Origin of the sequence: Nocardia lijiangensis NBRC 108240 (assembly GCF_001613045.1) — a bacterium.
In the GTDB taxonomy this organism is placed as follows: domain Bacteria; phylum Actinomycetota; class Actinomycetes; order Mycobacteriales; family Mycobacteriaceae; genus Nocardia; species Nocardia lijiangensis.
In genome coordinates, this window is the sequence record NZ_BDBP01000042.1 from 1 (window position 1) to 25,664 (window position 25,664).

Annotated in this window: 3 protein-coding genes; all 3 read right to left on the reverse strand. The window is 68.0% G+C overall.

All coding sequences use genetic code 11. From position 1 onward, the window contains the following. A partial coding sequence (locus NL1_RS16730) for a type I polyketide synthase (protein WP_422615831.1) occupies positions 1-6,013 on the reverse strand: 6,013 nt, incomplete at its 3' end. A 95-nt stretch (positions 6,014-6,108) separates the two neighbouring features. Further along, complete coding sequence (locus NL1_RS40035; protein ID WP_067840421.1) at positions 6,109-17,292, reverse strand: type I polyketide synthase; 11,184 nt, start codon at positions 17,290-17,292, stop codon at positions 6,109-6,111. 53 nt (positions 17,293-17,345) lie between these two features. Beyond that, positions 17,346-25,646 carry a type I polyketide synthase gene (locus tag NL1_RS39050; RefSeq protein WP_218024433.1) on the reverse strand — a complete coding sequence of 2,767 codons (8,301 nt, stop codon included), beginning with the start codon at positions 25,644-25,646 and terminating at the stop codon, positions 17,346-17,348. Positions 25,647-25,664 lie beyond the last annotated feature (18 nt).

Sequence of the window (25,664 nt, forward strand, 5' to 3'; positions counted from 1 at the left end):
CGGTATCCACTGCGCCCAGTGCCACGCCCGTCGACGACCTGCCTTCGGCCAGTTTCGCCAACCCGGATAGCAATTCCGACCGATCGACACCGACCACCACCGCACGATGCTCGAACCGCGACCGCGTCGTCGCCAGCGACCACCCCACATCGACCGAACCGAGCTCAGGGCACGCCAGCAGATAGGCAAACAGCCGTTTTGCCTGCGCTACCAATGCCTCTCGGCTCCGCCCGGACACCACCCACGGCATCACAGGCAATGGGTGCGCTTCATCGCCGGGGTGGTCCTTCTCGATGGTGCCCGGAATACGAGTCGCCGGATCGACCGGTGCTTGTTCCAGTACGACATGAGCGTTGGTGCCGGAGATCCCGAACGACGACACGGCGGCCCGGCGCGGTCGCCCGATATCGGGCCACGGCCGCTGCTCGGTCAGCAGCGCGAGCCCGCCCGCGCGCCAATCCACATGCGGTGTCGGCGCGTCCACATGCAAGGTCTCGGGCACTATGCCGTGCCGCATGGCCTGCACCATCTTGATGATCCCGGCCATGCCGGCCGCGGCCTGCGTATGACCGATATTCGACTTGATCGATCCCAGCCACAGTGGCCGATCGTCCGGACGGTCCCGCCCATAGGTCGCCGACAGCGCCTGGGCCTCGATCGGATCACCCAACCGAGTCCCTGTCCCGTGTGCCTCGACCACGTCCACATCGGCGGCACCGACACCAGCATTCGCGAGGGCCTGACGGATGACGCGCTGCTGCGACGGACCGTTCGGCGCGGTCAAACCATTCGACGCACCATCCTGATTCACCGCGCTGCCCCGAACCACCGCCAACACCGGATGCCCGAGACGCCGCGCATCCGAAAGCCGCTCCACCACAAGCACGCCGACACCCTCCGACCATCCGGTGCCGTCCGCTGCTTCGGCGAACGGCTTGCACCGGCCATCCGGGGCCAAGCCACGCTGGCGGGAGAATTCGACAAAGGGCTCCGGCGTGGCCATCACGGTGACCCCACCGGCCAATGCCAGCGTGCATTCACCCGAGCGCAGCGCCGCCATGGCCTGGTGCAGGGCAACCAGACTCGACGAGCATGCCGTGTCCACCGACACCGCGGGCCCCTCCAGGCCGAGCGCATACGACACCCGCCCCGACACCACACTCGACGCGGTGCCCGTCAACAAGTAGCCCTCGGCACCGGTCTCGCTGCCCGTGCCTGCCCACACATTGCCGTAGCCCTGGACCGACACCCCGACGAATACGCCGGTGTTACTGCCGCGCAAGGAGCCCGGTTCGATGCCCGCGTGTTCGATTGCTTCCCAGCATGTTTCGAGGAGCATTCGCTGTTGCGGATCCATGGCCACGGCTTCGCGGGGGCTGATCCCGAAGAACGCCGCATCGAATTCGCCCGCGTCGGGCAGGAAGCCGCCCTCCCGGACATACGACTTGCCTGCCGCCGCCGGATCCGGATCGAACAGTCCTGCCACATCCCAACCCCGATCGGCCGGGAACCCGGAGACCGCGTCCCGTCCATCGGCCACAAGGTGCCACAGCTCATCAGGCGAGGTCACACCGCCGGGGAAGCGACACCCGATCCCCACGATGGCCACCGGCTCGGTGGAGACCGCGACCATCGGCGCCGTCGTCACGTCCGCAGGCCGTCCGGTCAGCTGACGGTTCAGATAGGCTGCGACGGCGGCGGCGGTCGGGTAGTCGAAGACGAGAGTCGTGGGAAGTGCGAGCCCGGTCACGGTTTTGAGCCGGTTGCGGGCATCCACGGCGGTGAGCGAATCGAAACCCAGCTCCTGGAAGTTGCGATCTGCTGCCACCGCATCGGCCCCCGTGTGGCCCAGGACCGCTGCGACCTCGCTCCGTACCAGATCGAGCAGCACCCGCAATTGTTCGGCCTCGGCCAACCCGGCCAACCGTGCCTGCCATGCCGATTCAGGACTGCCTGTTTCAGTGTTGTTCGTCCATACCGATTCGGGTACCAACTCGCGCAGTAGCGGCGCGACCGTTCCCGCCCGCGCGGTCAGGGCCGCCGGATCGAATCGGGCAGCAACCACTGCGGCCCGGGGCTGGTTCAGGGCGGCGTCGAACAACGACAGTCCCTGCCCGATCGACAATCCCAGCACACCACCACGGGTCATCCGCGCGGTATCGGAATCACCCAGACGCCCGGTCATTCCGATCCTCGACGACCACAGGCCCCACGCAATGGATGTGGCCACCAAGTCATGTGTCCGACGGAGCGCGGCCAAGCCGTCCAGGAAGGCATTCGCCGCCGCATAGTTGCCTTGGCCCGGCGCGCCCAACACCCCGGCCACCGAGGAAAACATCACGAACATCGCCAGATCCAGATCCCGGGTCAGCTCGTGCAGATGCCACGCCGTGTCTGCCTTCGCGGCCAGCGCCACGTCCATCCGCTCCGGCGTCAACGACCCGATCACACCGTCATCGAGCACAGCCGCCGCATGCACCACACCCACCAACGGCAACTCAGCAGGAACCTCGGTCAACAAGCGTGCTACCGCATCGCGATCCGACACATCACAGGCCACAACCTTCACCCGAGCCCCCAACCCGGTCAGCTCCCCGACCAATTCCTCCGTCCCCACCGCAGCCATCCCCCGACGGCTCACCAAGATCAGCGACTCGACACCACACTCGACCACCAAATGCCGAGCCACCACCGCGCCCAAACCACCCGTGCCACCGGTGATCAACACCGTCCCTCCGGCAAGCGTGACCGCCTCCCGCTCCCTATCGCGGTCGTCTGCTCGGACCAGCCGGGCCGCGTACAGCGCACCTTTGCGCCGGACCACCTGGGGCTCCCCGCATGCCGATACCGCCGAGACGATGTCCGTCAGATCAGCGCGGCCCGTTGATTCATCTATGTCGGCGAGCACGATCCGACCGGGATCCTCCGATTGCGCCGACCGCACCAAACCCCAGACCGCCGATCCGGCGAGATCCGTGACATTCTCATCAGCGACATCCGCCGCGCCGCACGTCAGGACCAGCAACGTGCTCGACGCGAATCGCTCTTCGCTCGAAAATGCCTGTAGCGCAGCCAGTGCCCGGTGGGTCGTGACGTGCGTGGCGGCAAGGACATCGGCCGCTTCGCCACGTCGGCAGTCGAGCACGACCAGCGACGGCAGCGCGTCCGAGCCGAGTTCCTCGGTCGCGGATTCGATTTCGGTCCACTCGATGAACGACCTCGACGCCGTGTCCGCGGGCGCCGGTATCTCGATCCACCGCACGGTATGCAGTTGGTCGGCGGCCAAGGGCCCCGCGTCCGCCGGTCGGGCCTTCGGGACCAGCCAGTACCGCTGCCGCTGGAAGGCATACGTCGGCAGGGCCACTTGGCGCGGTGCGGTTCCCGCGAATACGGCGTCCCAGTCGACAGTGTCACCGGACACGAACAGCCGTGCCGTCGCGGCCAGTGGCGCGAGGGCCTCCACACGGTCCTTGCGCAGGGCTGGCGCCACCACAACATCCGCACGATCGGCACACTGCTCGATCAAGCTGGTCAAGCCTCCATCGGGACCAACTATTACGAATCTGGTCGCGCCCGCCTCCCGCAGCGCACGTACTCCATCGGCGAAGCGCACCGTCTCCCGCACGTGCCGCACCCAATACTCCGGTGACAGCAACTCCGAACCCGCCACCGCACCAGTCACATTCGAAACAACCGGAATGGCCGGGTCGCCGAATGACAAATCACCGACGACCTCGGCGAACTTCGCCAGCATCGGCTCCATCAACGGTGAGTGGAACGCATGCGACACCCGTAGCCAGCTCACCCGCCTCCCCGTGAGAGCGAAGCGATCCACTATGGCGGACACTGCCTCCCGGACACCGGACACCACCACCGAACCAGGCCCGTTCACCGCCGCAACCGCCACCTCATCGGTCAGCAACGGCAACACCTCCGCCTCGGTAGCCGCGACCACCGCCATCGCCCCACCCGCGGGCAACGCGTGCATCAACCGGCCCCTCGCCGCCACCAACACCACCGCATCGTCCAACGACAACGCACCCGCGACATGCGCCGCCGTCACCTCACCTACCGAATGACCACACACGAAATCCGGTCGCACACCCCAGGATTCGAGCAATCGAAACAAGGCGACACCCACCGCGAACAACCCCGCCTGCGCAAACACCGTGGCATCCAACGCCTCCGCGTCCGAACCCCAGATGACGTCTCGCACCGAACGCTCGAGCTCCACATCCAACCGCGCGACAACCTCATCGAAGGCAGTCGCGAACACCGGGTGCGCCGCATACACGCTGCGGCCCATGCCGAGCCACTGCGCCCCCTGGCCAGGAAACACCAGAGCAGTCTTGCCCGGCGCGCCCACCACACCGTGCACTACTCCGTCTGACGGAGTCCCCGCCGCCAATGCCCGCAGACCCGACAGCAATTGCGCGCGGTCGGCTCCCATCACCACCGCACGGTGCGCGAACCGCGACCGCGTCGTCACCAGCGACCACCCCACATCCGCGGGCGTCGAATCCGAGCTTTGCCGGGTCCACTCCGACAACCGTGCCGCCTGCGCCGCCAAAGCCTCGTGACTCCGCGCCGACAGCACCCATGGCACCACCGAGAGCTCGCCGCCACCGGAACCTCTGGAATCGGCGGGGTCGGGGATCGCCGAGCCCGCCGCAGGCGCCTGCTCCAAGATCACGTGCGCGTTGGTGCCGCTCACTCCGAACGACGAAACGGCAGACCTGCGCGGACGGTCCCCGACATGCCATTCCCGTTGCTCGACAAGGAGTTCCACCCGCCCGCTGTCCCAATCGACGCGCGACGACGGTGAATCCACATGCAGTGTCGGCGGCAGCACGCCCCGCCGCAGTGCCTCCACCATCTTGATCACCCCGGCCACACCCGCCGCGGCTTGCGTGTGACCGATATTCGACTTGATCGAACCCAGCCACAACGGGTCACCCGATTCCCGGCCCTGCCCATAGGTGGCCAAGAGAGCTTGCGCCTCGATCGGGTCACCCAAGGTCGTTCCGGTCCCGTGCGCTTCCACCACATCGACTTCGGCGGCCGACACTCCGGCGTTCTCCAACGCACGGCGGATCACCCGCTGTTGCGACGGTCCATTCGGCGCGGTCAACCCATTCGACGCACCATCCTGATTCACCGCACTGCCGCGAATCACCGCCAACACCGGATGCCCGTTGCGCCGGGCCTCCGAAAGACGCTCCAGCACCAGCACTCCCGCGCCCTCGGACCATCCCGTGCCGTCAGCGGACTCCGCGAACGGCTTGCATCGCCCATCAGGTGCCAGGCCCCGCTGCCGGGAGAACTCCACGAACGCGGCCGGTGTGGCCATGACGGTCACACCACCGGCCAAGGCCAGCGAGCACTCATCCGAACGCAGTGCGGCCACCGCCTGATGCAGCGCAACCAACGACGACGAGCACGCCGTATCCACCGACACCGCCGGTCCTTCCAGGCCGAGCACATACGACAAACGCCCCGACACCACACTGGACGCCGTCCCGGTCATCAGGTGCCCCTCGACACCGTCACCGACCTGCACGCCCACCCCGTACCCGGACCCGACCACGCCGACGAAGACACCGGTATCGCTGCCACGCAGTGACGTCGGCGTGATTCGCGCGTCTTCGAGTGCTTCCCAGCATGTTTCGAGCAACAGCCGCTGCTGTGGATCCATGGCCGCGGCCTCGCGCGGACTGATCCCGAAGAATCCGGCGTCGAATTCGGCGGCCGCATCGACGAAGCCGCCTTCGCGCACGTACGACTTGCCCACCGCTGCCGGATCCGGATCGAACAGACCCGCCACGTCCCAGCCGCGGTCGCCGGGGAATTCGGACACCGCGTCCCGGCCCTGGGCTACCAGATCCCACAGATCCGACGCGGAGGCGACACCGCCGGGGAAACGACAGCCCACACCCACGATCGCCACCGGCTCGGGCGTGCGTGCCTCGAGATCGGCCACCCGGCGACGGCTCTCCCGCAGATCCGCGGTCACGCGGCGCAGCAGGTACTGGAGCTTTTCCTCATTCGTCATGGGTCCATCGCCTTCTCGGAGATCTACGCGGTCCGCGGGGCTGATTTCCCTACCGCTCATGAGATGCCGAATTCGTCACGCAGGACATCGAAGACATCGTGGTCGTCCATCGACATCAGCTCCGAGAGTCCGCCGCCGTCGTGGTCCGCGGCCGGGTGGACGTCCGATACCGGGTTCGCCAGTTTCGCGAGTCTGCGCCGCACCTCGTCGAGCAGGCTTCGGTCGGCCGCTATCGACACCATCGCCGCTTCCAGGTCGTCCACCATGGTCATCACGGTCGATCCATTGCCCAGCAACGCTTCTCGGATATGCCGCGCGAGCAGGGCGGGTGTCGGATGGTCGAAGACCGCGGTCGCCGGTAGCCGCAGCCCGGTGGCCTTGTTCAGCCGGGTACGCAGCTCGACCGCGGTGAGCGAGTCGAAGCCGAGGTCGCGGAAGGCTTGTTCGGCATCGAGTTCATCGGTGGTGGTGTGGCCGAGTACAGCCGCAGTGTGGGCCCCGATCAGCCGCACGATGGTCGCGCGCTGTTCGTCGTCGGGCAGGTCTACCAGCCGTGCGGCGAATCCGGCGTCCGATACCAGCTGCTGCGACGCGCCCTCTGCCGCCAACAGTTGCGCGACCGCGGGCAGGCCGTGCAATAGGGGACGCGGACGCGCGATGGCGAGGGCCGGGTAGAACCGCGACCAGTCGACGTCGGCCACGACCAAGGTCGTCTCCTCGGCGGTGATGGCCTGGTGCAGCGCGGCGGTCGCGAGCTCGGCGGGCATCGAGATCAGCCCGAGTCGATCGAACTGGCTGCTCGTATCGGCGTCGATCGGGTCACCGCCGGCCACCATGCCCCAGGCGATCGTCATTGCGGGCATGCCTGCGCCGCGGCGGTATTCGCCGAGGGCGTCGAGGTAGGCGCTGCCCGCAGCGTCAGCGGCTCGGCCACCGGCACCCCAGACTCCGGCGCCGGACGAGAACGACACCAGCGCAACCTCCCTGCCACGCTCGGCGAGGAGTTCGTCGAGTACCCTCGCCCCGATCACTTTCTCCGCCACTGCCTCGGCAAACGAGGCGACCTCCAGTTCATCGACCGATCTGTCGAATGTCGTTGCTGTGGTATGGAATACGGCAGTCAACGGATGCTCGGCGGAAATGCCGTCCAGAATGCGGGTCAGCGCGGGCCGATCGGTGAGGTCATCGGTGACGGTCCGTACGGGTGTCCCGCTGGCCTCGAGTTCCGCGGCCAGCTCCGCTACGGCCGCCGCGTCGCGATCGCCGGTGACCACGACGAGGCGCGCCGTGCCGAATCCGGCCAGCCACCGCGCAGTGTGCGCACCCAGCCAGTCTGCACCGAGCGTGATCAGGATGGTGCCCGTCGGTGTCCACGCCGACGACTGCGCGGTCGTCGCCGGCACGGGCACCAACCGCCTCAGGTACACCCCGGAAGGCCGCACCGCGACCTGATCTTCATCCTCGGCGCCCGCCACGACGGCGGCGCAGACACGATCCCAGGTGCGCCCGTCGATCGTGGCGGGGAGATCGATCAATCCGCCCCAGCGAGCGGGGTGCTCCAGTGCCACAACCCGGCCGAGGCCCCACACCGCCGCCTGTGCCGGATCTGTGAGGACATCCGGCGCGCCGACCGATACCGCTCCGCTCGTCACGCACCACAGCGGCCGTTCCAGTCCGGCGTCGCCCATACCTTGCACCAAGCCGAGCGTCCCGGCCACACCCACCGACAGCGCAGGCGACGCCGAGAGCGGGCGCGAAACGGTCGACAGCAGCGACACCACCCCCGCGACAACATCCGTCCCGCCCATCGAATTCGCTACCGTGTCGAGGAGCCGAGCCCGCCACTGCGCGCGGTCACCGACCGAGGCGTCGTCAGGCGCCGTGACGACAACGACATCGGCACCGCGTGCCCGCAGCGCCGCGGCGCACTGTTCGGTTGTCGCGGCCCTGTCGCCTTCGTGGGGCGCAACGAGCAACCAGGTCCCCGCCGCGACCGCGACGTCGCTGTCGGTGCCGGATTTCCACCCGACCCGGTACCGCCATCCATCCACCGTGGCGCGGGCCTGTTGTGCCTTGCGCCACGACCGCAGCGCGGGCAGCACCGGCAGCCATGCTTCGGCGGCAACCTCGCCGGAGCCGGTGGTGAGCCTGTTCGCCAACTCCTGTGTGTCACCCTGCTCCACCAACCGCCAGAAATGCTCGTCCACGCCATCCGACGCGGTCGAGCTTGGTTCGGCACCTGCGGCGAACCAGAACCGCTGGCGTTGGAAGGCATACGTAGGCAATGGCACTCGCCGCCCGGCCAGCCCGATATCCGATAGTGCGCTCGCCCAGTCGATATCGATACCGGTGGTGCACAGTTCGGTCGCGGTGCCGAGCAGGCGTTCACTGTCGTTCTCCGCACGTCGCAGACTGCCCACTACCACAGCGGGTTCCGCTGCCGTGTCGAGAGTTTCGGCGATCCCCGAGACGAGTACCGGATGGGGGGAGACCTCCAGGAACGTGCGGTGCCCAGCACGGGCCAGCGCGGCGACCGCGTCATGAAAACGAACGGTGCTGCGTAGGTTGGCGAACCAGTACGACGCATCGAGCGCCGCCGTGTCGATCTGCCCGCCGGTGACGGTCGAATAGAACGGCACTTCTCCCTGCTGTGGTTCGATCACCGCCAGCTGCTCGACCAGCGCTTGTTCGATCTGGTCGACGTGCGCCGAGTGCGACGCATAGTTCACCGGGATTCGCCTGCACCGGATCTCCTGCTCGGTCAGCATTCGTTCGATGTCGTCGAGGGCCTGCGCCGGGCCCGACAACACCACGGTGTCGGGTCCGTTGACCGCTGCGATCGACACCTGATCCGCGCCGCGCCACGTGCCGAGACGCACATGGACGTCGGCCTCCGGCAATGCGACCGACAGCATGCCGCCGTCACCGGCGAGTTCTCGCAGTGCGCTGCTACGCACCGCGACTACGTGCGCCGCCTCGCGCAGCGATAGCGCACCCGCCACACAGGCCGCGGCGATCTCCCCCTGGGAGTGCCCGACGACCGCCGACGGCGTCACACCCCAGCGCCGCCAGACCGCGGCCAGCGACACCATGACCGCGAACAGCACCGGTTGCACCACATCGACACGGTCGAGTTCCGGTGCGCCCTCCGCGCCCATCAGCACATCGCGCACCGACCAACCGATCCAGGGTGAGAGAGCGGCGTCACAGTCGGCCAGCCGCTCACGGAACACCGCCGAGTCGGCCAGCAACACTCGGCCCATCCCGGCCCATTGCGATCCCTGTCCCGGAAATACCCACACGACTCCGGAATCGGGCCGTGGCATCGGGCCGTCGCCGTCGGTTTCTCCCGAAGCAACCGCACGCAGACCGTCGAGCAGTTCGGCGTGATCCCGGCCGACGACGACCGCGCGATAGGCGAACATCGACCGCGTCGATGCCAACGACCAACCGACGTCCACCGGATCGACATCACGGTCACGCACGTGCGCGAGCAACCGAGCAGCCTGGGCCCGCAAGGCCGCGCCCGACTTCCCCGACACCACCCACGGCACGACCGCTGTCGTCGACCGCGGCGCCGCGGCGGTCGCCGTGGCCATCGATTCGGTCGGCGGTTCCTCCAGGATCACGTGCGCGTTCGTTCCGCTGATGCCGAACGATGACACCGCCGCACGCCGTGGCAGTCCTTCGGTTGTCCATTCACGCGGCTCGGTCAACAATTCGACGGCACCGGCCGACCAATCCACGTGCGGTGAAGGCTGTTCCACGTGCAGGGTCTTCGGCAGCACGCCTCGCCGCATCGCCTCGATCATCTTGATCACCCCGGCGACGCCTGCCGCGGCCTGGGTGTGACCGATATTCGACTTGATCGATCCCAGCCACAGCGGCCGATCCGCGGGCCGATCCTGTCCGTAGGTCGTCAGCAGTGCCTCGGCCTCGATCGGATCACCCAATCTCGTTCCCGTTCCATGGGCCTCGACGACGTCCACTTCGGACGCGGCGACGCCGGCATTCGCCAACGCCTGCCGGATAACCCGTTGCTGCGCAGGACCGTTGGGGGCGGTCAAACCGTTGCTGGCGCCATCCTGATTCACGGCGCTCCCGCGTACGATCGCCAGCACCGGATGGCCCTGCCGCTGTGCATCGGAAAGTCGTTCCAGCACAAGCACTCCGACACCCTCCGACCAGCCCGCTCCATCGGCGGCGGCCGAGAACGACTTACAGCGGCCGTCCGGCGACATGACCCGTTGCCGGGAGAACTCCACGAAGGTCCTCGGTGTCGGCATCACCGTGACCCCGCCCGCCAATGCCAGCGTGCATTCACCTGATCGGAGTGATTGCGCCGCCAGATGCAACGCCACCAACGACGACGAACAGGCGGTATCCACCGACAGAGCGGGGCCGGTCAAACCCAGGCTGTAGGCAATGCGGCCCGACGCCACACTCGTCGTGACCCCGGTCAACGACAGCCCGGCCAATTCCGGTGGCACCGTGCCGACCCCGGGCCCGTAATCCTGCGCGATCACCCCGGTGAAGACACCGGTTGTACTGCCTCGCAACGACATCGGATCAATCCCCGCGTCCTCCAACGCCTCCCACACCGTCTCCAGCAACAACCGCTGCTGCGGATCCATCCCCAACGCCTCCCGCGGACTGATCCCGAAGAACCCCGCATCGAACTCCGCGGCGTCATAGAGAAACCCACCCGACACCGCGTAGCTCTTGCCCACCGCATCCGGATCAGAACTGAACAGACCGAGATCCCACCCGCGATCCACCGGCAGCCCCGACACCACATCTACCCCGTCGGCGACCAACCCCCACAGCCCCTCTGCCGACCCGACGCCGCCCGGAAAGCGACACCCCACACCAACAATCGCCACAGCGTCGCCATCGGTGCCGACAGTCGACGCCCGCACCGATACGGTAGGACTCACCCTCGACCCGAACAGTCCACTCAGGAATTCGGCGAGTTCGGTCACGGTCGGGTGGTCGAACAGGAGCGCGGCCGGTAGCTTGACCCCGAGCAGCTTGGTCAGCCGATTACGCAATTCGACTGCCGTCAGCGAATCGAACCCCAATTCCTTGAACGCGCGGCCAGCCCCGATAGCTGTCTTCTCATGCCCGAGGACCGCCGCCACCTCACCGGCTATCAGCTCGCCGAGCAGCACGAGCCGCTGCTCGGCAACGAGACCGGCGAGCCGTTCCCGCCACGACGAACCATGCACTGCCGACCCGATCGCCGTGCGCCGCACCGGAACCCGCACCAGTCCCCGCAACACGCTCGATACCCCACCGGGATTCGCCCGCAGCGCCGCGGGATCGAGGCGTGCCGGAACGATCACAGAAGCACCGATTGCCACTGCCTCGTCGAACAACCGCAGACCCTGCTCGGCATCGAGCGCGGCGATCCCGCCGCGCGCCATCCGATCCAGGTCGGCGGCACGAAGATGACCGGTCATTCCACTGGCCTGCTCCCACAAGCCCCACGCCAGCGATGTCCCCGGCAGTCCGAGACCGCTCCGGTGCCGAGCCAAAGCGTCCAGGAACGCATTCCCTGCCGCATAGCCTGCCTGGCCCGCCGTCCCGATCAGCCCGGACAGCGACGAGTAGAGGATGAACCCCGTCAGATCATGATTTCTGGTGAGTTCGTGCAAGTTCCACGCACCCGCCACCTTCGGCGCCAGCACCCGGTCCACTTGCTCCGCCGACAACGACGTCACCACAGCGTCATCCAGCACGCCCGCGGCATGGACCACCACCCGCAACGGTCGTTCGCCCGGAACCGCATCCAGCACCACCGACAGTGCTTCCCGATCGGCGACGTCACACGCCGCGACGGTGACACTCACCGCACCGAGCTCGACCAACTCCGATCGCAACCCCGCCACCGCCGCGGAACCACCCCGGCTTACCAGCAGTAGGTGCCGAATCCCGTGCTCGGCAACCAGGTGGCGAGCCAGCATCGCCCCCAACGCCCCGGACGCCCCGGTGATCAGCACGGTTGCGTCCGGGTCCCAGACCGCGTCCATACCGAGCACGTTCTTCCCGACGTGCCTGCCTTCACGCATGAACCGGAAGGCGTCACGGGCCCGGCGGATATCCCACACCCTGGCGGGTAGCGGCTGGAATTCTTTCTGCCGGAACAGCTCCAAGACCTCGGCGAGCAGCTGCCCCAAGCGCTCGGGCCCGGCGTCGAGCAGGTCGTATGCGCGGTAGGTGATCGTGGGGTGGTGTCCGGCGATCTCTTCGGGCTGACGGATGTCGGTCTTGCCCATCTCCACGAACCGTCCGCCCGCCGCGGTCAGCCGCAGCGACGCGTCGACGAATTCGTGGGCGAGCGAGTTGAGTACGACATCAACGCCCCGCCCCGCTGTCGCCGTGCGGAACCGAGCTTCGAACTCGATCGAGCGGGAAGACCCGATGTGCGCCTCGTCCACCCCGAGTCCGCGCAGGATGCCGTGTTTGGCCGGGCTCGCGGTGGCGTACACCTCGGCGCCGAGATGGCGGGCCAGCTGAATCGCGGCCATGCCGACGCCACCGGCACCCGCGTGCACCAGCACCGTTTCACCCGCACGCAGTCCAGCCAGGTCGACCAATCCGTAGTAGGCGGTCAGGTAGACCACCGGCACGGTTGCGGCACGCGGGAACGACCAGCCGGCAGGCATCGGGGCAAGCATCCGCGCATCCGCGACCGCCACGGGGCCGAACGCGCGCAGGAACACACCCATCACCCGATCGCCCGGAGCCAGGTCGTGCACTGCCGCACCGACTTCCAGGACGACACCCGCCCCTTCACTGCCGAGGACCAGGTCGCCCGGGTACATCCCCAATGCCATCAGCACGTCGCGGAAGTTGACTCCAGCGGCCCGCACCGCGACCCGGACCTGGCCCGGCGCCAACGGCACCGTTGCGGCGTCGCTCGGCACCAGCGACAGCGCGTCGATCGCGCCCACGTCCGGTGCGTCGAGCCGCCAGCTCGGTGCGTCGGGTGCCGCGAGCGCGGTGGTCGTCATCCGGGCGAGCCGGGGAACGCGGGCCAGCCCGTCGCGCAGCACCAGCTGCGGTTCGGCCGAATCCACTGCGGCGGCCAACATCTCCCATGACCGCGGGGAATTGTCCAGATCGATCAGTACGAAGCGGTCCGGGTTCTCGGTCTGCGCCGAGCGCAGCAGACCCCACAGCGCCGCACCGGCAAAACCACCCATCGGCGCACCGATACACGTGTGGTCTCCGACCCCGTAGTCGTCGAGTACTGCCGCACCCTGGGTCAGGACCACCAACCGGGTGTCCGCGAAGAGTGGTTCGGCGAGCCAGGTCTGGATCAGCGCAATCGCGTCGTGCACGGCGCCGTGCACGTCCTCGACCACATCTCCGGCGCGCATCGGCATCGCCACCACCACGGCGGCGGGCACCGGTGCTCCCGAGCCCAGTGCATCCCGCAGCGCCCGCAGGTCGGCGAATGATCTGCGGCTGTCCATCACGGCGAGATCCGTCCACGCCGCGGCCTCGGTTCCGATGAACACCTGATCCCACCGACTCCGCGCACCATCGGGCACTGTGACCGGCACCCAGTCCAGCTCGTACAGCGAATCGTGCGGCGACCTATCCGCCGCCCGCAAGGATGCGGCCGAGATCTCCCGCAGCACAAGCGACTCCACCGTCGCAACCGGTTCACCCGCGTCGTCGGCCAGTGCTACCGACACCGCGTCCGGCCCCACCGGTGACAATCGAACCCGCAGGCGCGTCGCGCCGTGCGCGTGGATGCGCACCCCGCTCCACGAAAACGGCACGCCGCCCTGCCGTTGCGGCTCGACGACACCGGGCAGCAAGGCATGCAACGCGCTGTCGAACAGGGCCGGGTGCAGCACGAACTCGTCGCTGTGTGCCTCCGCCAGCACCACTTCGGCGAAGATCTCGTCGTCGCGTCGCCATACGCGCCGCAATCCTTGGAATGCCGGGCCGTACTCGTAGCCGTGTTCGGCAACCCGCTCGTAGGCGCCGGTGAGCTCGACCTCGGCCCCACCGATCGGCGGCCACTCGTGCAACTGCCGCGCCGTCGTGCCCGATCCGGCGCCGAGCATCCCCGTCGCATGTAGCGTCCAGTCGGTCTGCGCCCCTGCCCCGCGAGGCAGCCGCGAATACACGGCGACCACCCGCCTGCCCGCATCGTCCGGCGCGGCCACCACGACCTGAAGTCGAACCTCGTCCCGCTCCGGGACGGTCAACGGGGCCGTCAAAGTCAGGTCATCGACCCACCCGCAACCGACCCGATCTCCGGCCGCGACAACCAACTCCACGAACGCGGTCCCCGGCAACACCGTCACCCCGGACACCGCGTGATCGGCGAGCCACGCGTGCGTCGCCGAGGACAGTCGTCCCGTCGCAACCACGCCACCGTCGGCCAGCTCCACGGCCGCCTCGAGCAACGGATGCCCGCCGACCGTCAGGCCTGCCCCCGCGAGGTCCGCGACTCCGGCGACCGGCCGCAGCCAGAACCGTTTCCGCTCGAACGCGTACGTCGGCAGCGCCACACGCCGCCCACCTGGCAATGCCGCGGCCCAGTCCACCGGAACACCGTGCACGAACATCCCGGATGCCTGCCGGAGCAGCTCATCCAGTCCGCCGCGATCACGCCGCAGGGTTCCGACGACCGCGGCCGCCCCACCTCGATCCTCGACAATGTCCTGCACCCCGGCGGTCAGGACAGGATGCGGGCTCACCTCGACGAACACTGTGTGCCCTGCGGCCGCCAGGCCGTGCACCGTGCGCTCGAATTCCACTGGCTCGCGGAGATTGCGGTACCAGTACGCGGCATCCATTGCCGTGGTGTCCAGCCGCCCGCCGGTGACCGTGGACCACACCGGCACCTGTGCCGAAAGCGGTGTGACACTGCGTAATTCGTTCGTCAACCGCGCACCGACCGGCTCGACCTGCACTGAATGCGACGCGTAGTCGACCGGAATCCGGCGAACCGCGACCCCTTCGGACTCGAGTGCCGCGCACAGCTCGTCCACCGCCCCGATCTCGCCGGACACCACCGTGGTCCGTGGGCCGTTCACCGCCGCCACCGACAGCCGCCCACCCCATCTCGTCAGTGCGGCCTCCACCGCATCGCGCGGCAGCGGAATCGACAGCATCCCGCCGGTGCCTGCCAGTTCGGCCAGCAGTCGGCTGCGCCGGGCAACGATCAGGGCCGCGTCGGCCAACGACAGGCCTCCCGCCACACAGACCGCGGCGATCTCCCCTTGTGAATGCCCAACCACGGCACCCGGCACCACACCGAGCGACCGCCACACCTCCGCCAACGCCACCATCACCGCGAACAACACCGGCTGTACGACATCGGCTCTGTCCAAAGACTTCTCCTCGGCACCGCGCACGACATCCACGACCGACCATCCGAGCAACGGAGTCAGTTCGCGGTCGCAGCGCGCCAAAGCCTCGGCGAATACCGGTGAGTCGGCCAGGATGCCCCGCGCCATACCGGCCCACTGAGATCCCTGGCCAGGGAATACGAAAACGACCTCGCTCGTGGCGGCTTCGGCCGATCCGGTGCCGATGTCTCCGCCGCTCTCGCCACCGGCTACAGCACCCAACCCGGCGAGCAGTTCGGTACGATCCCGGCCTACCACCACTGCACGATGTGCGAACAACGACCGCGTCGACACCAGCGACCAACCCACATCCACCGGATCGAGATCCCGATCCCGCACATGCCCGAGCAGCCGAGCCGCCTGCGCCCGCAACGCCGATGCCGACTTCGCCGACACCACCCACGGCACGACAGGGATTTCCGGCCGCACTGTCGAGCCTGCGCCGCCTGCCGGGGCATCCACCGTGTCGTCGGCTACCTCGGCGGGCGCCTCCTCGATAATCACGTGTGCGTTCGTCCCACTGATCCCGAACGACGACACCCCGGCACGGCGCGGCCGACCGGACCGTTCCCATCCTCTGGATTCCGTCAACAACTCCACCGCACCGGTGGACCAATCCACGTGCGGCGACGGCTGATCCGCATGCAAGGTCTTCGGCAACACCCCTCGTCGCATCGCCTCGACCATCTTGATCACCCCGGCCACACCGGCCGCGGCCTGAGTGTGACCGATATTCGACTTGATCGAACCCAGCCACAGCGGGCGATCGACCGGCCGATCCTGCCCATACGTCGCCAGCAAGGCCTGCGCCTCGATCGGATCACCCAACGTCGTTCCAGTGCCGTGAGCTTCCACCGCATCGACCTCAGCGGCGACAACACCGGCGTTCGCCAACGCCTGACGAATCACCCGCCGCTGCGACGGACCATTCGGCGCGGTCAGGCCATTCGACGCACCATCCTGATTGACGGCGCTACCGCGCACGACCGCCAGCACCGGATGCCCCAACCGCTGTGCATCGGAAAGCCTTTCCAGCACAAGCACTCCGACACCCTCCGACCACCCCACCCCGTTCGCGGCGGCCGAGAACGATTTACAGCGCCCGTCCGGCGCCAAACCGCGCTGCCGGGAGAACTCGATCAGCGTCTCGGGTGTCGACATCACCGTGACCCCGCCCGCCAACGCCAGCGAGCATTCGCCCGAACGGAGTGATTGCGCCGCCAGATGCAAGGCAACCAGCGACGACGAGCAGGCGGTATCCACCGACACGGCAGGGCCGACCACACCCAAGGTGTAAGCGACGCGACCCGAGAGAACACTGCCCGCGGTTCCGGTCACAATCGCGCCTTCGACCTCGGCGGGTGCGCGTCCGGCGGGCGGTGCGTAGTCGTGGTACATGACTCCGGTGAAGACGCCGGTCGCACTGCCTCGCAACGACACCGGATCGATCCCCGCATCCTCCAACCCCGCCCACACCGACTCGAGCAGCAACCGCTGCTGCGGATCCATCCCCAACGCCTCGCGTGGACCGATCCCGAAGAAGCCGGCATCGAAATCGGCCGCGTCGTACAGAAACCCGCCCGCACGCGCATAGCTCTTGCCCAACGCATCCGGATCGGCATCGAACAGGTCGGGATCCCACCCCCGATCAACCGGCAACGCCGACACCACGTCCACCCCGTCGGCGACCAGCCCCCACAATCCCTCGGCCGATTCGACACCGCCCGGAAAGCGACACCCCACACCGACAATCGCCACAGCCTCGCGTTGTCGGTCCTCGACATCGCGCAAACGGCTGCGAAGGTCACGCGCATCCGCAATCGACCGCTTGAGATGTTCGCGGAGCTTGTCTTCGATACTCATGGGGATACTTCCTCGAAGGTCGACGCGGTCACGCGCGGTAGATCTGGTGCGGCTCAGTCGGATTCGTTGACAAGCGCGAAGAGCTCGTCATCCGTCGCGGCGTCCAGATCCATATCGCCGGCGGGCGTACCCGGTTCTTTACACAGGTCGAGCAGCTGCCGGAGGCGGACGGCCGCCTCCTTCCGCCGGGATTCGTCGGAAAGAACATCCGGCAAGGCGGATTCGAGCGCGTCCATGGTGTCGAAAACCGACGCGCGCGGGCTCTCGCCCGCACCTAGTTCCCGCGCCAGATAGTCGGTCAGGTGCTCGACCGTCGGATAGTCGAAGGCGAGGGTGGTCGGCAGCGTGACCCCGGTCGACTCGGTCAACCGGTTGCGTAGCTCGATCGCCGCCAGTGAATCCAAACCCAACTCCTTGAACGCCCGTCCCGCCCCGATATCCGTCTGCGCGTGCCCGAGCACCGCGGCCACCGCATCGGAAACCAACCCGCCCACCAGCACCAGCCGCTGCTCCGGCTCGACGCCGGACAGTTGTTCCCGCAGCGACAACTCATCCACCCCGCCAACCGCCACCCCACGGCGGGCGGATGCCCGAACCAATCCACGCAGAACAGCTGGAACCGTGCCCGCTTCGTCCCGCAGGGCCGCGACGTCCAGTCGCGCTGGGACAACCGCGGGCGCGCCGAGCGTCAACGCCTGGTCGAACAACCGCAAACCCTGCGTGGATCCCATCGGAACAATTCCCCCACGCGACATTCGGCGCAGATCGGCGTCCCGGAGATGAGCCGCCATCCCGCCGGCCTGCTCCCACAGGCCCCACGCCAGCGCGGTAGCGGGCAGGCCGAGCCGATTCCGATGCCGCGCCAGCGCATCCAGATACGCATTTCCCGCGGCGTAGTTGCCCTGCCCGGCCGTGCCGAGCACGCCGGACACCGAGGAGTACAGGATGAATCCGGTCAGATCGTGGCCGTGCGTGAGCTCGTGCAGATTCCACGCACCGGCCACTTTCGGTGCCAACACCGTATCCACCCGCTCCGCGGACAGCGATGTCACGACACCGTCATCCAGCATGCCCGCCGCGTGCACCACCACCCGCAATGGATGCTGCGCGGGGACGGACGCGAGCACGGCCGCCAGGGCTCGGCGATCCGTGATGTCGCACGCAGCAATCGAGACCGCTTCGGCGCCGAGGTCGACCAACTCCGCACGCAACTCGGCCGCGCCGGCGGCGGCGAGACCACGTCTGCTGACCAGCACGAGGTGCCGAATCCCGTGCTCGACCACCAAATGGCGAGCCAGCATCGTCGCCAACCCACCGGACCCGCCGGTGATCAAGACCGTCCCCTCCGAATCCCACACCGCGCCGGCCGAACCACCGCCGGCAGTCGCGGAAAGCGGTGCGATGGCGGCCTGCGCGAGACGCGGGACACGGGCCTGCCCGGAAACCAGCGCAACTTGCGGCTCAGCCGAATCCACCGCCGTGGCCACCAGCGCCGATGACTGCGAGAACTCGTCGACGTCTATCAACGCGAAGCGCTCCGGGTGCTCGGTCTGCGCCGAACGCACCAGGCCCCACACGGCCGCGGCCGCCAAATCGTCTCCACCGATCCCTGTCGCGCCGCGGGTGAGAATCACCAATCGGGCATGGGCCAGCCGTGTCTCCGCCAACCAGTCCTGCACCAGTGCCAGTACGTCATGCACGGCGCCGTACACATTCGCCACGGTCTCGTGCCCATGGACCGGCAGTGCTGTTATCGCCACCACGGGAGCGGGCTCCCCGGCGTCAAGTGCTGCTCGTAGCTCGTGCAGGTCGTCGAACGAACGCCGAACACCCAACGCCGCCGGATCGAGCCACGCTACGTCACCCGACCCGACGAACACTCGATCCGGTCGGCCGCCGCAGCCCTCCGGCAACGCGAACGGCGCCCACTCCAGTTGATACAGCGAATCATGGTGCGCCCCAATCGCAGCATGCAGCGCATCCGCGGAGACTTCACGCATCACCAGCGAATCCACGGTCACCATCGGCCTGCCCGCATGGTCGGCGAGTTCTACCGACACCGCGTCCGCTCCCACCGGGGTCACTCGCACCCGAGCACGGTCCGCGCCCGTCGCGGCCACACTCACTCCGGTCCACGAAAATGGCACGCCGCCAGGTCGATCCGCATCAATTACACCCGGGAGCAGTACATGCAGCGCGCTGTCGAACAGCGTCGGCGACACCGCGAATCCCGTGCCCTCCCCCGCAGCGGTCACTTCGGCGAAGATCTCCGCGCCGCGCCGCCATACTCGACGCAATCCTCGAAACGCCGGACCATAGCGGTAGCCGTGATCGGTGAGCCGTTCGTAGGTGCCGGTCACGTCGAGCTCCACCGCATCCACCGGCGGCCACACTCGCAAGTCCGACCGTGCCACGTGGACGTCGGTGGTCAGTACTCCGGTCGCATTCCGTGTCCACCCACCCTGGCCCGGTACGGGGCGCGAGTACACGGCGACAGCACACCGGCCCCCGTCATCAGCCGCCGAAACCACTACCTGGATCTCGGCTTCATCGCGCTCCGGAACAACAAGCGGGGCAGCCAGACTCAGCTCCGCAACCCGCCCGAACCCGGCGCGATCACCTGCCGCGATCACCAGTTCCACCACTGCGGTGCCAGGAAGCAGAACCGACTCGTGCACGACGTGGTCGGCCAGCCAGGGCTGCGTGGTGGACGACAACCGACTCGTCACGATCACACCCCCGTCGGCCATGTCGACCACCGTGCCCCGCAACGGATGACCGGCCGTATCCGGGCCCGCCGAATCCTGGCCCGCCGGATCCGACCAGAACCGCTTGCGCTCGAACGCATAGGTCGGCAGGCCGACGCGGACGCCACCGGATCCCGCGAACACCGAATGCCAGTCCACCGCAATGCCACGGGCGAACAGCTGGGCCACGGCGGTGAGGAGCTGTGCGGGCTCGAAGCGGCCGGGGCGCATCGCCGCCGCGGCGATCACCTCGCCGGGCAGGCTGTCGGTCAGTGCCACCGACAGCGCCGCATCCGGTCCCACTTCCAGAAACGAATCAACGCCCGCATCGTGCGCTGTGGTTGCTGCGGCCGCGAAGCGGACAGTGCGCCGCACATGCTCGACCCAGTAGTCCGGGGCGCACAGGGTATCCGCGTCCAGCATCTTCCCGGTGACTGTGGAGATCATCCGCCGCCGTGGCGGCAGGAAGTCCAATTCGACGACGACACGCCGGAATTCGTCGAGCATCGGCGCCATGAGCGGAGAGTGGAATGCGTGGCTCACGCGCAACCGTTGTGTCCGGCGCCCTCGTGACCGCAACTGCTCGACGATGTCGGCCACCGCCTCCGCGCGACCGGACACCACTACCGCTGAGGGGCCATTGACCGCCGCGATGCCCAACTCGGATTCCCGACCGGCCATCAGCGGCTCGATCTCCTGCTCACCGGCCTGCACCGCCGCCATCACTCCCCCGGTGGGCAGCGCCTGCATCAACCTGCCGCGCGCAGCAACGAGCACACACGCGTCTGTCAGGCCGAGCACCCCGGCCACATGCGCGGCGGCGATCTCGCCGACGGAATGCCCGAACACGACATCCGGTACCACGCCCCACGATTCGAGCAGGCGGAACAGTGCCACTTCCACCGCAAACAGCGCGGGTTGGGCCAATGCGGTGTCGTCCAGGCCCGCCCCCGAGAACACCGCATCACGCAGCGTGCTGCCCAGCAGCGGGTCGAGTTGCTCGCACACCTCGTCGAATGCCTCGGCGAACACCCGGAAGGTGGAGTACAACTCCTGTCCCATGCCGACTCGCTGGGAGCCCTGGCCGGCGAACACCAAGCCGAGCCGAGAGTTCGCCGCGGTGCCGATCACGGTGCCGCCGTGGGTTTCTCCCGCCGCGACGGCGTCCAGCCCCGCCAGCAGTTCGGTTCGATCCCGGCCGACCACCACTGCACGATGAGCGAACAACGACCGCGTCGACACCAGCGACCAACCCACATCCACCGGATCGAGATCCCGATCCCGCACATGCCCGAGCAGCCGAGCCGCCTGCGCCCGCAACGCCGATGCCGACTTCGCCGACACCACCCAGGGCACCGCCGCCCCTCCGGTTCCCGCCGCCACGTCGGCCGAGCCGGTGTCGGCTGTCGCGGGCTGCTCGAGGATCACGTGCGCGTTCGTGCCACTGATCCCGAACGACGACACGGCCGCACGCCGAGGCCGGCCGCCGGTCGTCCATTCACGTGATCGGATCGACAGCTCCACCGCACCGGCAGACCAATCCACGTGTGGCGACGGCTCCTCCGCGTGCAACGTGGCCGGCACCATCCCGTGCCGCATCGCCAGCACCATTTTGATCATCCCGGCGACGCCCGCGGCAGCCTGGGTGTGACCGATATTCGACTTCACCGAACCCAGCCGCACCGGCACAGACCGATCTTGTCCGTAGGTCGCCAGCAGTGCCTCGGCCTCGATCGGATCGCCCAACCGAGTGCCGGTGCCATGCGCTTCGACGACATCCACCTCGGATGCGGCCAGCCCGGCATTCGCCAACGCCTGACGGATCACCCGCTCCTGCGACGGACCATTCGGCGCGGTCAGGCCATTCGACGCACCATCCTGATTCACCGCACTGCCCCGCACGACCGCCAGCACGGAATGGCCATGTCGCCGCGCATCGGAAAGCCGCTCCAGCACAAGCACTCCGACACCCTCCGCCCACCCCACGCCATCGGCCGCCGCCGAGAACGGCTTACATCTGCCGTCTGCCGCCAGCCCGCCCTGGCGCGCGAATTCGACGAACATGTGCGGCGTCGACATCACCGTGACGCCGCCCGCCAATGCCAGCGAGCACTCCGCAGACCGCAGCGATTGCACCGCCAGATGCACGGCCACCAGCGAGGACGAACACGCCGTATCGATCGACACGGCGGGCCCGACCAATCCCAGGCTGTACGCGACCCGCCCCGAGGCGACACTGGGCGTCACCCCCGTCAACGACGCACCTCGCGGCCCGTAGTCCTGCGCCGCCAATCCCGCGTATACGCCGGTGGCGCTGCCCCGCAACGACACCGGGTCGATACCCGCATCCTCCAGTGCCTCCCACACCGACTCCAGCAACAACCGCTGCTGCGGATCCATCCCCAACGCCTCGCGCGGACTGATCCCGAAAAAGCCCGCGTCGAAATCGGCCGCGTCGCTCAGGAATCCGCCCCGGTAGCCGCCGGACCGCCAGCCGCGGGATTCGGTCATGGACGAGATCACCTCGCCCTCTCGCCGCACCAGGTCCCACAGCGCGTCGGGTGAGGTGATCCCCCCGGGGAACCGGCAGGCCATGCCCACGATGACCACCGGATCATCCGAAGTAGCTACAGCGGGAGGTAATTCAGTGCTTTCGTCGTCGGCACCCGCCAGCTGCCCGCACAACTGCCCGGCCAGCGAGTCGATCGTCGGGTAGTTGAACATGACGCCTGCGGCGGGCTGTATTCCGAGCGCCGAGCCGAGCCGGTTGCGCAATTCGACCGACGAGGCCGAATCGAAGCCCAGGTCGGTGAAGGCGGCCGTCTCGGCATCCGGCCGCGCGAGCTCGGTGCGCAGTATCCGCCGGCCTTCATCCCGGATCAGCTCGCGCACCGCCGCCAGTCGCTGGTCAGCAGGCAATGCGGCCAACTGCACCCCCAACTCGGTGGTCGGGCTCGCCGAGGGCAACCGCTGCTCGGCCGGTCGCAGGCGGCTGCCCAGCCAGTGGTGCCGACGTTGGAATGCATAGGTGGGCAGCCGCACCCGCTTGCCTACCGACTCGGCGAACACCGAATCCCAGTCCATCCGGGCACCCCGCACGAAAATCCGCGAAGCCTGCCGGAGCAGTTCGTCCAGCCCACCGTGATCGCGCCGGAGCGAGCCGGCGATCACAGCGCCGCTGTCCGCGACCGTCTCCTCCATCCCGTAGATCAGCACGGGATGCGGGCTCACCTCCACGAAAACCCCGTGCCCGGTCGCCGACAGCCCGCGCACCGCCCGCTCGAATTCCACCGTCTCGCGCAGGTTGCGGTACCAGTACTCGGCATCCATCTTCGCGGTGTCCACAAGCCCACCGGTGACCGTGGACCACACCGGCACATCCGCCGAACACGGTGTGACGGTGCGTAATTCGTACAACATCCGTTCCCGGACCTGCTCCACCTGTGCGGAGTGTGAGGCGTAGTCGACCGGAATCCGGCGAACCTCGACGCCTTCCGCCACGAGAGTCGCACAGAACTCGTCGACATCCGCGCGGGCACCGGATACCACGACATGCCGCGGACCGTTCACCGCCGCCACCGACAGCCGTCCACCCCATGTCGCCAACCGTGCGGCAACTTCGCTGCACGGCAAGGGAATCGACAGCATGCCACCCGTGCCCGCCAGCTCCGCCAGGAGCCGGCTGCGTCGCACGACGATCAGCGCGGCATCGCCCAGCGACAATCCGCCCGCCACACACACGGCCGCGATCTCCCCCTGTGAATGGCCGACCACCGCGTCGGGCACCACACCCAGCGAACGCCACACCGCCGCCAGCGCCACCATCACCGCAAACAGCACCGGCTGCACCACATCATCACGCTCAGCATCCAGTGGGCCGCCCGCGCCGAGGAGCACATCGCGCACCGACCAACCGAGCAACGGCGTCAGGATGTCGTCGCACGCGCCCAGTTCCGCCGCGAAGACCGGCGAATCGACCAGCATCGCTCGCGCCATTCCGGCCCACTGCGACCCCTGACCCGGAAACACGAAAACCACTCCACCCGGGTCGGTCTCGGCGGCGCCGGTGACCACACCGTCAGCGGATTTCCCGGCTGCCATCGCAGCCAGATCACCCAGCAGCGCTTCCCGATCCCTGCCCCACACCACTGCCCGCCGCTCGAACAGTGATCTCGTCGACACCAGCGACCGGCCGACATCCACCGGATCCAGATCTGCGTCGTCTCGCAGGTATTCGTGCAACCGGCCTGCCTGCGCCCGCAGCGCGTGCTCACTCCGCGCCGACACCACCCAGGGGATCGAACGGCCGGTCGCCATGGGTTCGGGCTCACTTGCGGTGGGCAGCCAATCCGACAGCACCACATGGCAGTTCGTGCCACCCATGCCGAAGGAACTCACGCCCGCGACGAGTGGCCGGTCCGGACTCGGCCACGACCCCGGCGCGGTCCGAACCTCCAATCCCCGCTCGGCCAGCGATAGATCGGCATTCGGCGCGACAAAATCCGGCATGCCGGGCAGCCGCCGATTCTTCAGGCACAGCAGGGTTGTGATGACACCAGCAATGCCTGCCGCGCCTTCCAGGTGCCCGATGTTGGCCTTGACGCTTCCGACAACCAAGTCCCGCGTCCGGTTCGCCGTGGCGCCCAGAACCGACCCGAGTGATTCCGCTTCGATCGGATCCCCTACCCGCGTCCCGGATCCGTGCAGTTCCACGTACTGAACGTCGGCAGGCTCGATGCGGGCCGCGCAATAGGCCCTGCGCAGCACGTCGCGCTGCGCTTCGACACTCGGCGTCGTCACATCGGCACCGCCGCCGTGTCCCACAGCACTGCCACGCACCACACCGTAGATCTCATTGCCCTCCGCAAGCGCGCTCGACAGCGTCCGCAGCAGCACCACGCCCGCCCCTTCGCTACGCGCGAAGCCATTGGCACGGTCGTCGAACGTGAAGCACCTGCCGTCCGGCGAAAGTCCGCCCCATTCAGCCAAAACGGTGGAGTTCTGCGGGTTCAGGATCACGTTCACCCCGGCCGCGACGGCCAGCTCCGACTCGCCGGCGCGGATGCTCTGATACGCCAGGTGCAGTGCCACCAGCGACGAAGACTGCCCGGTGTCGACCACCAGGCTGGGACCGTCGACACCTAGGAAGTGCGACAGCCGGTTAGCGATCAGGCTGCGTTGGATTCCGGATGCCGTGCCAGCGGACACCGCGCCCGACGCGCCGCGGGTGAGTTCGGCGTAGTCGTCCCACATGGCACCGACGAAGACCCCGACTCGGTGCCCGCGGAAATCACCGGGGATCAGCCCTGCGTCCTCGAACGCCGCCCAGCCGAGTTCGAGCATGAGCCGCTGTTGCGGGTCCGCGGCTGCGGCATCCGACATCGCCGAGGAGAAGAACTCGGCGTCGAACATGTCGATGTCTTCCAGGAAGTTGGCGCGAAACTCCCTGTGCGCCTGCGCATCCGGCAACAGAAACCGACGGTGGCCGGGTAGTCCGGCTTCGACATGATCGCCCGCTACCAGCATCCTCCACAAATCCGTCACCGAATCGGCACCAGGAAATCTGCCTGCGATTCCGACTACCGCGACGGCATCCGGATCAGCCACGTGAACTCCCAATCTCCC

Coding starts and splice junctions, on each gene's coding strand:
- NL1_RS40035 (WP_067840421.1), bottom strand. CDS start 17,292: ATGAGTATCGAAGACAAGCTCCGCGAACATCTCAAGCGGTCGATTGCG.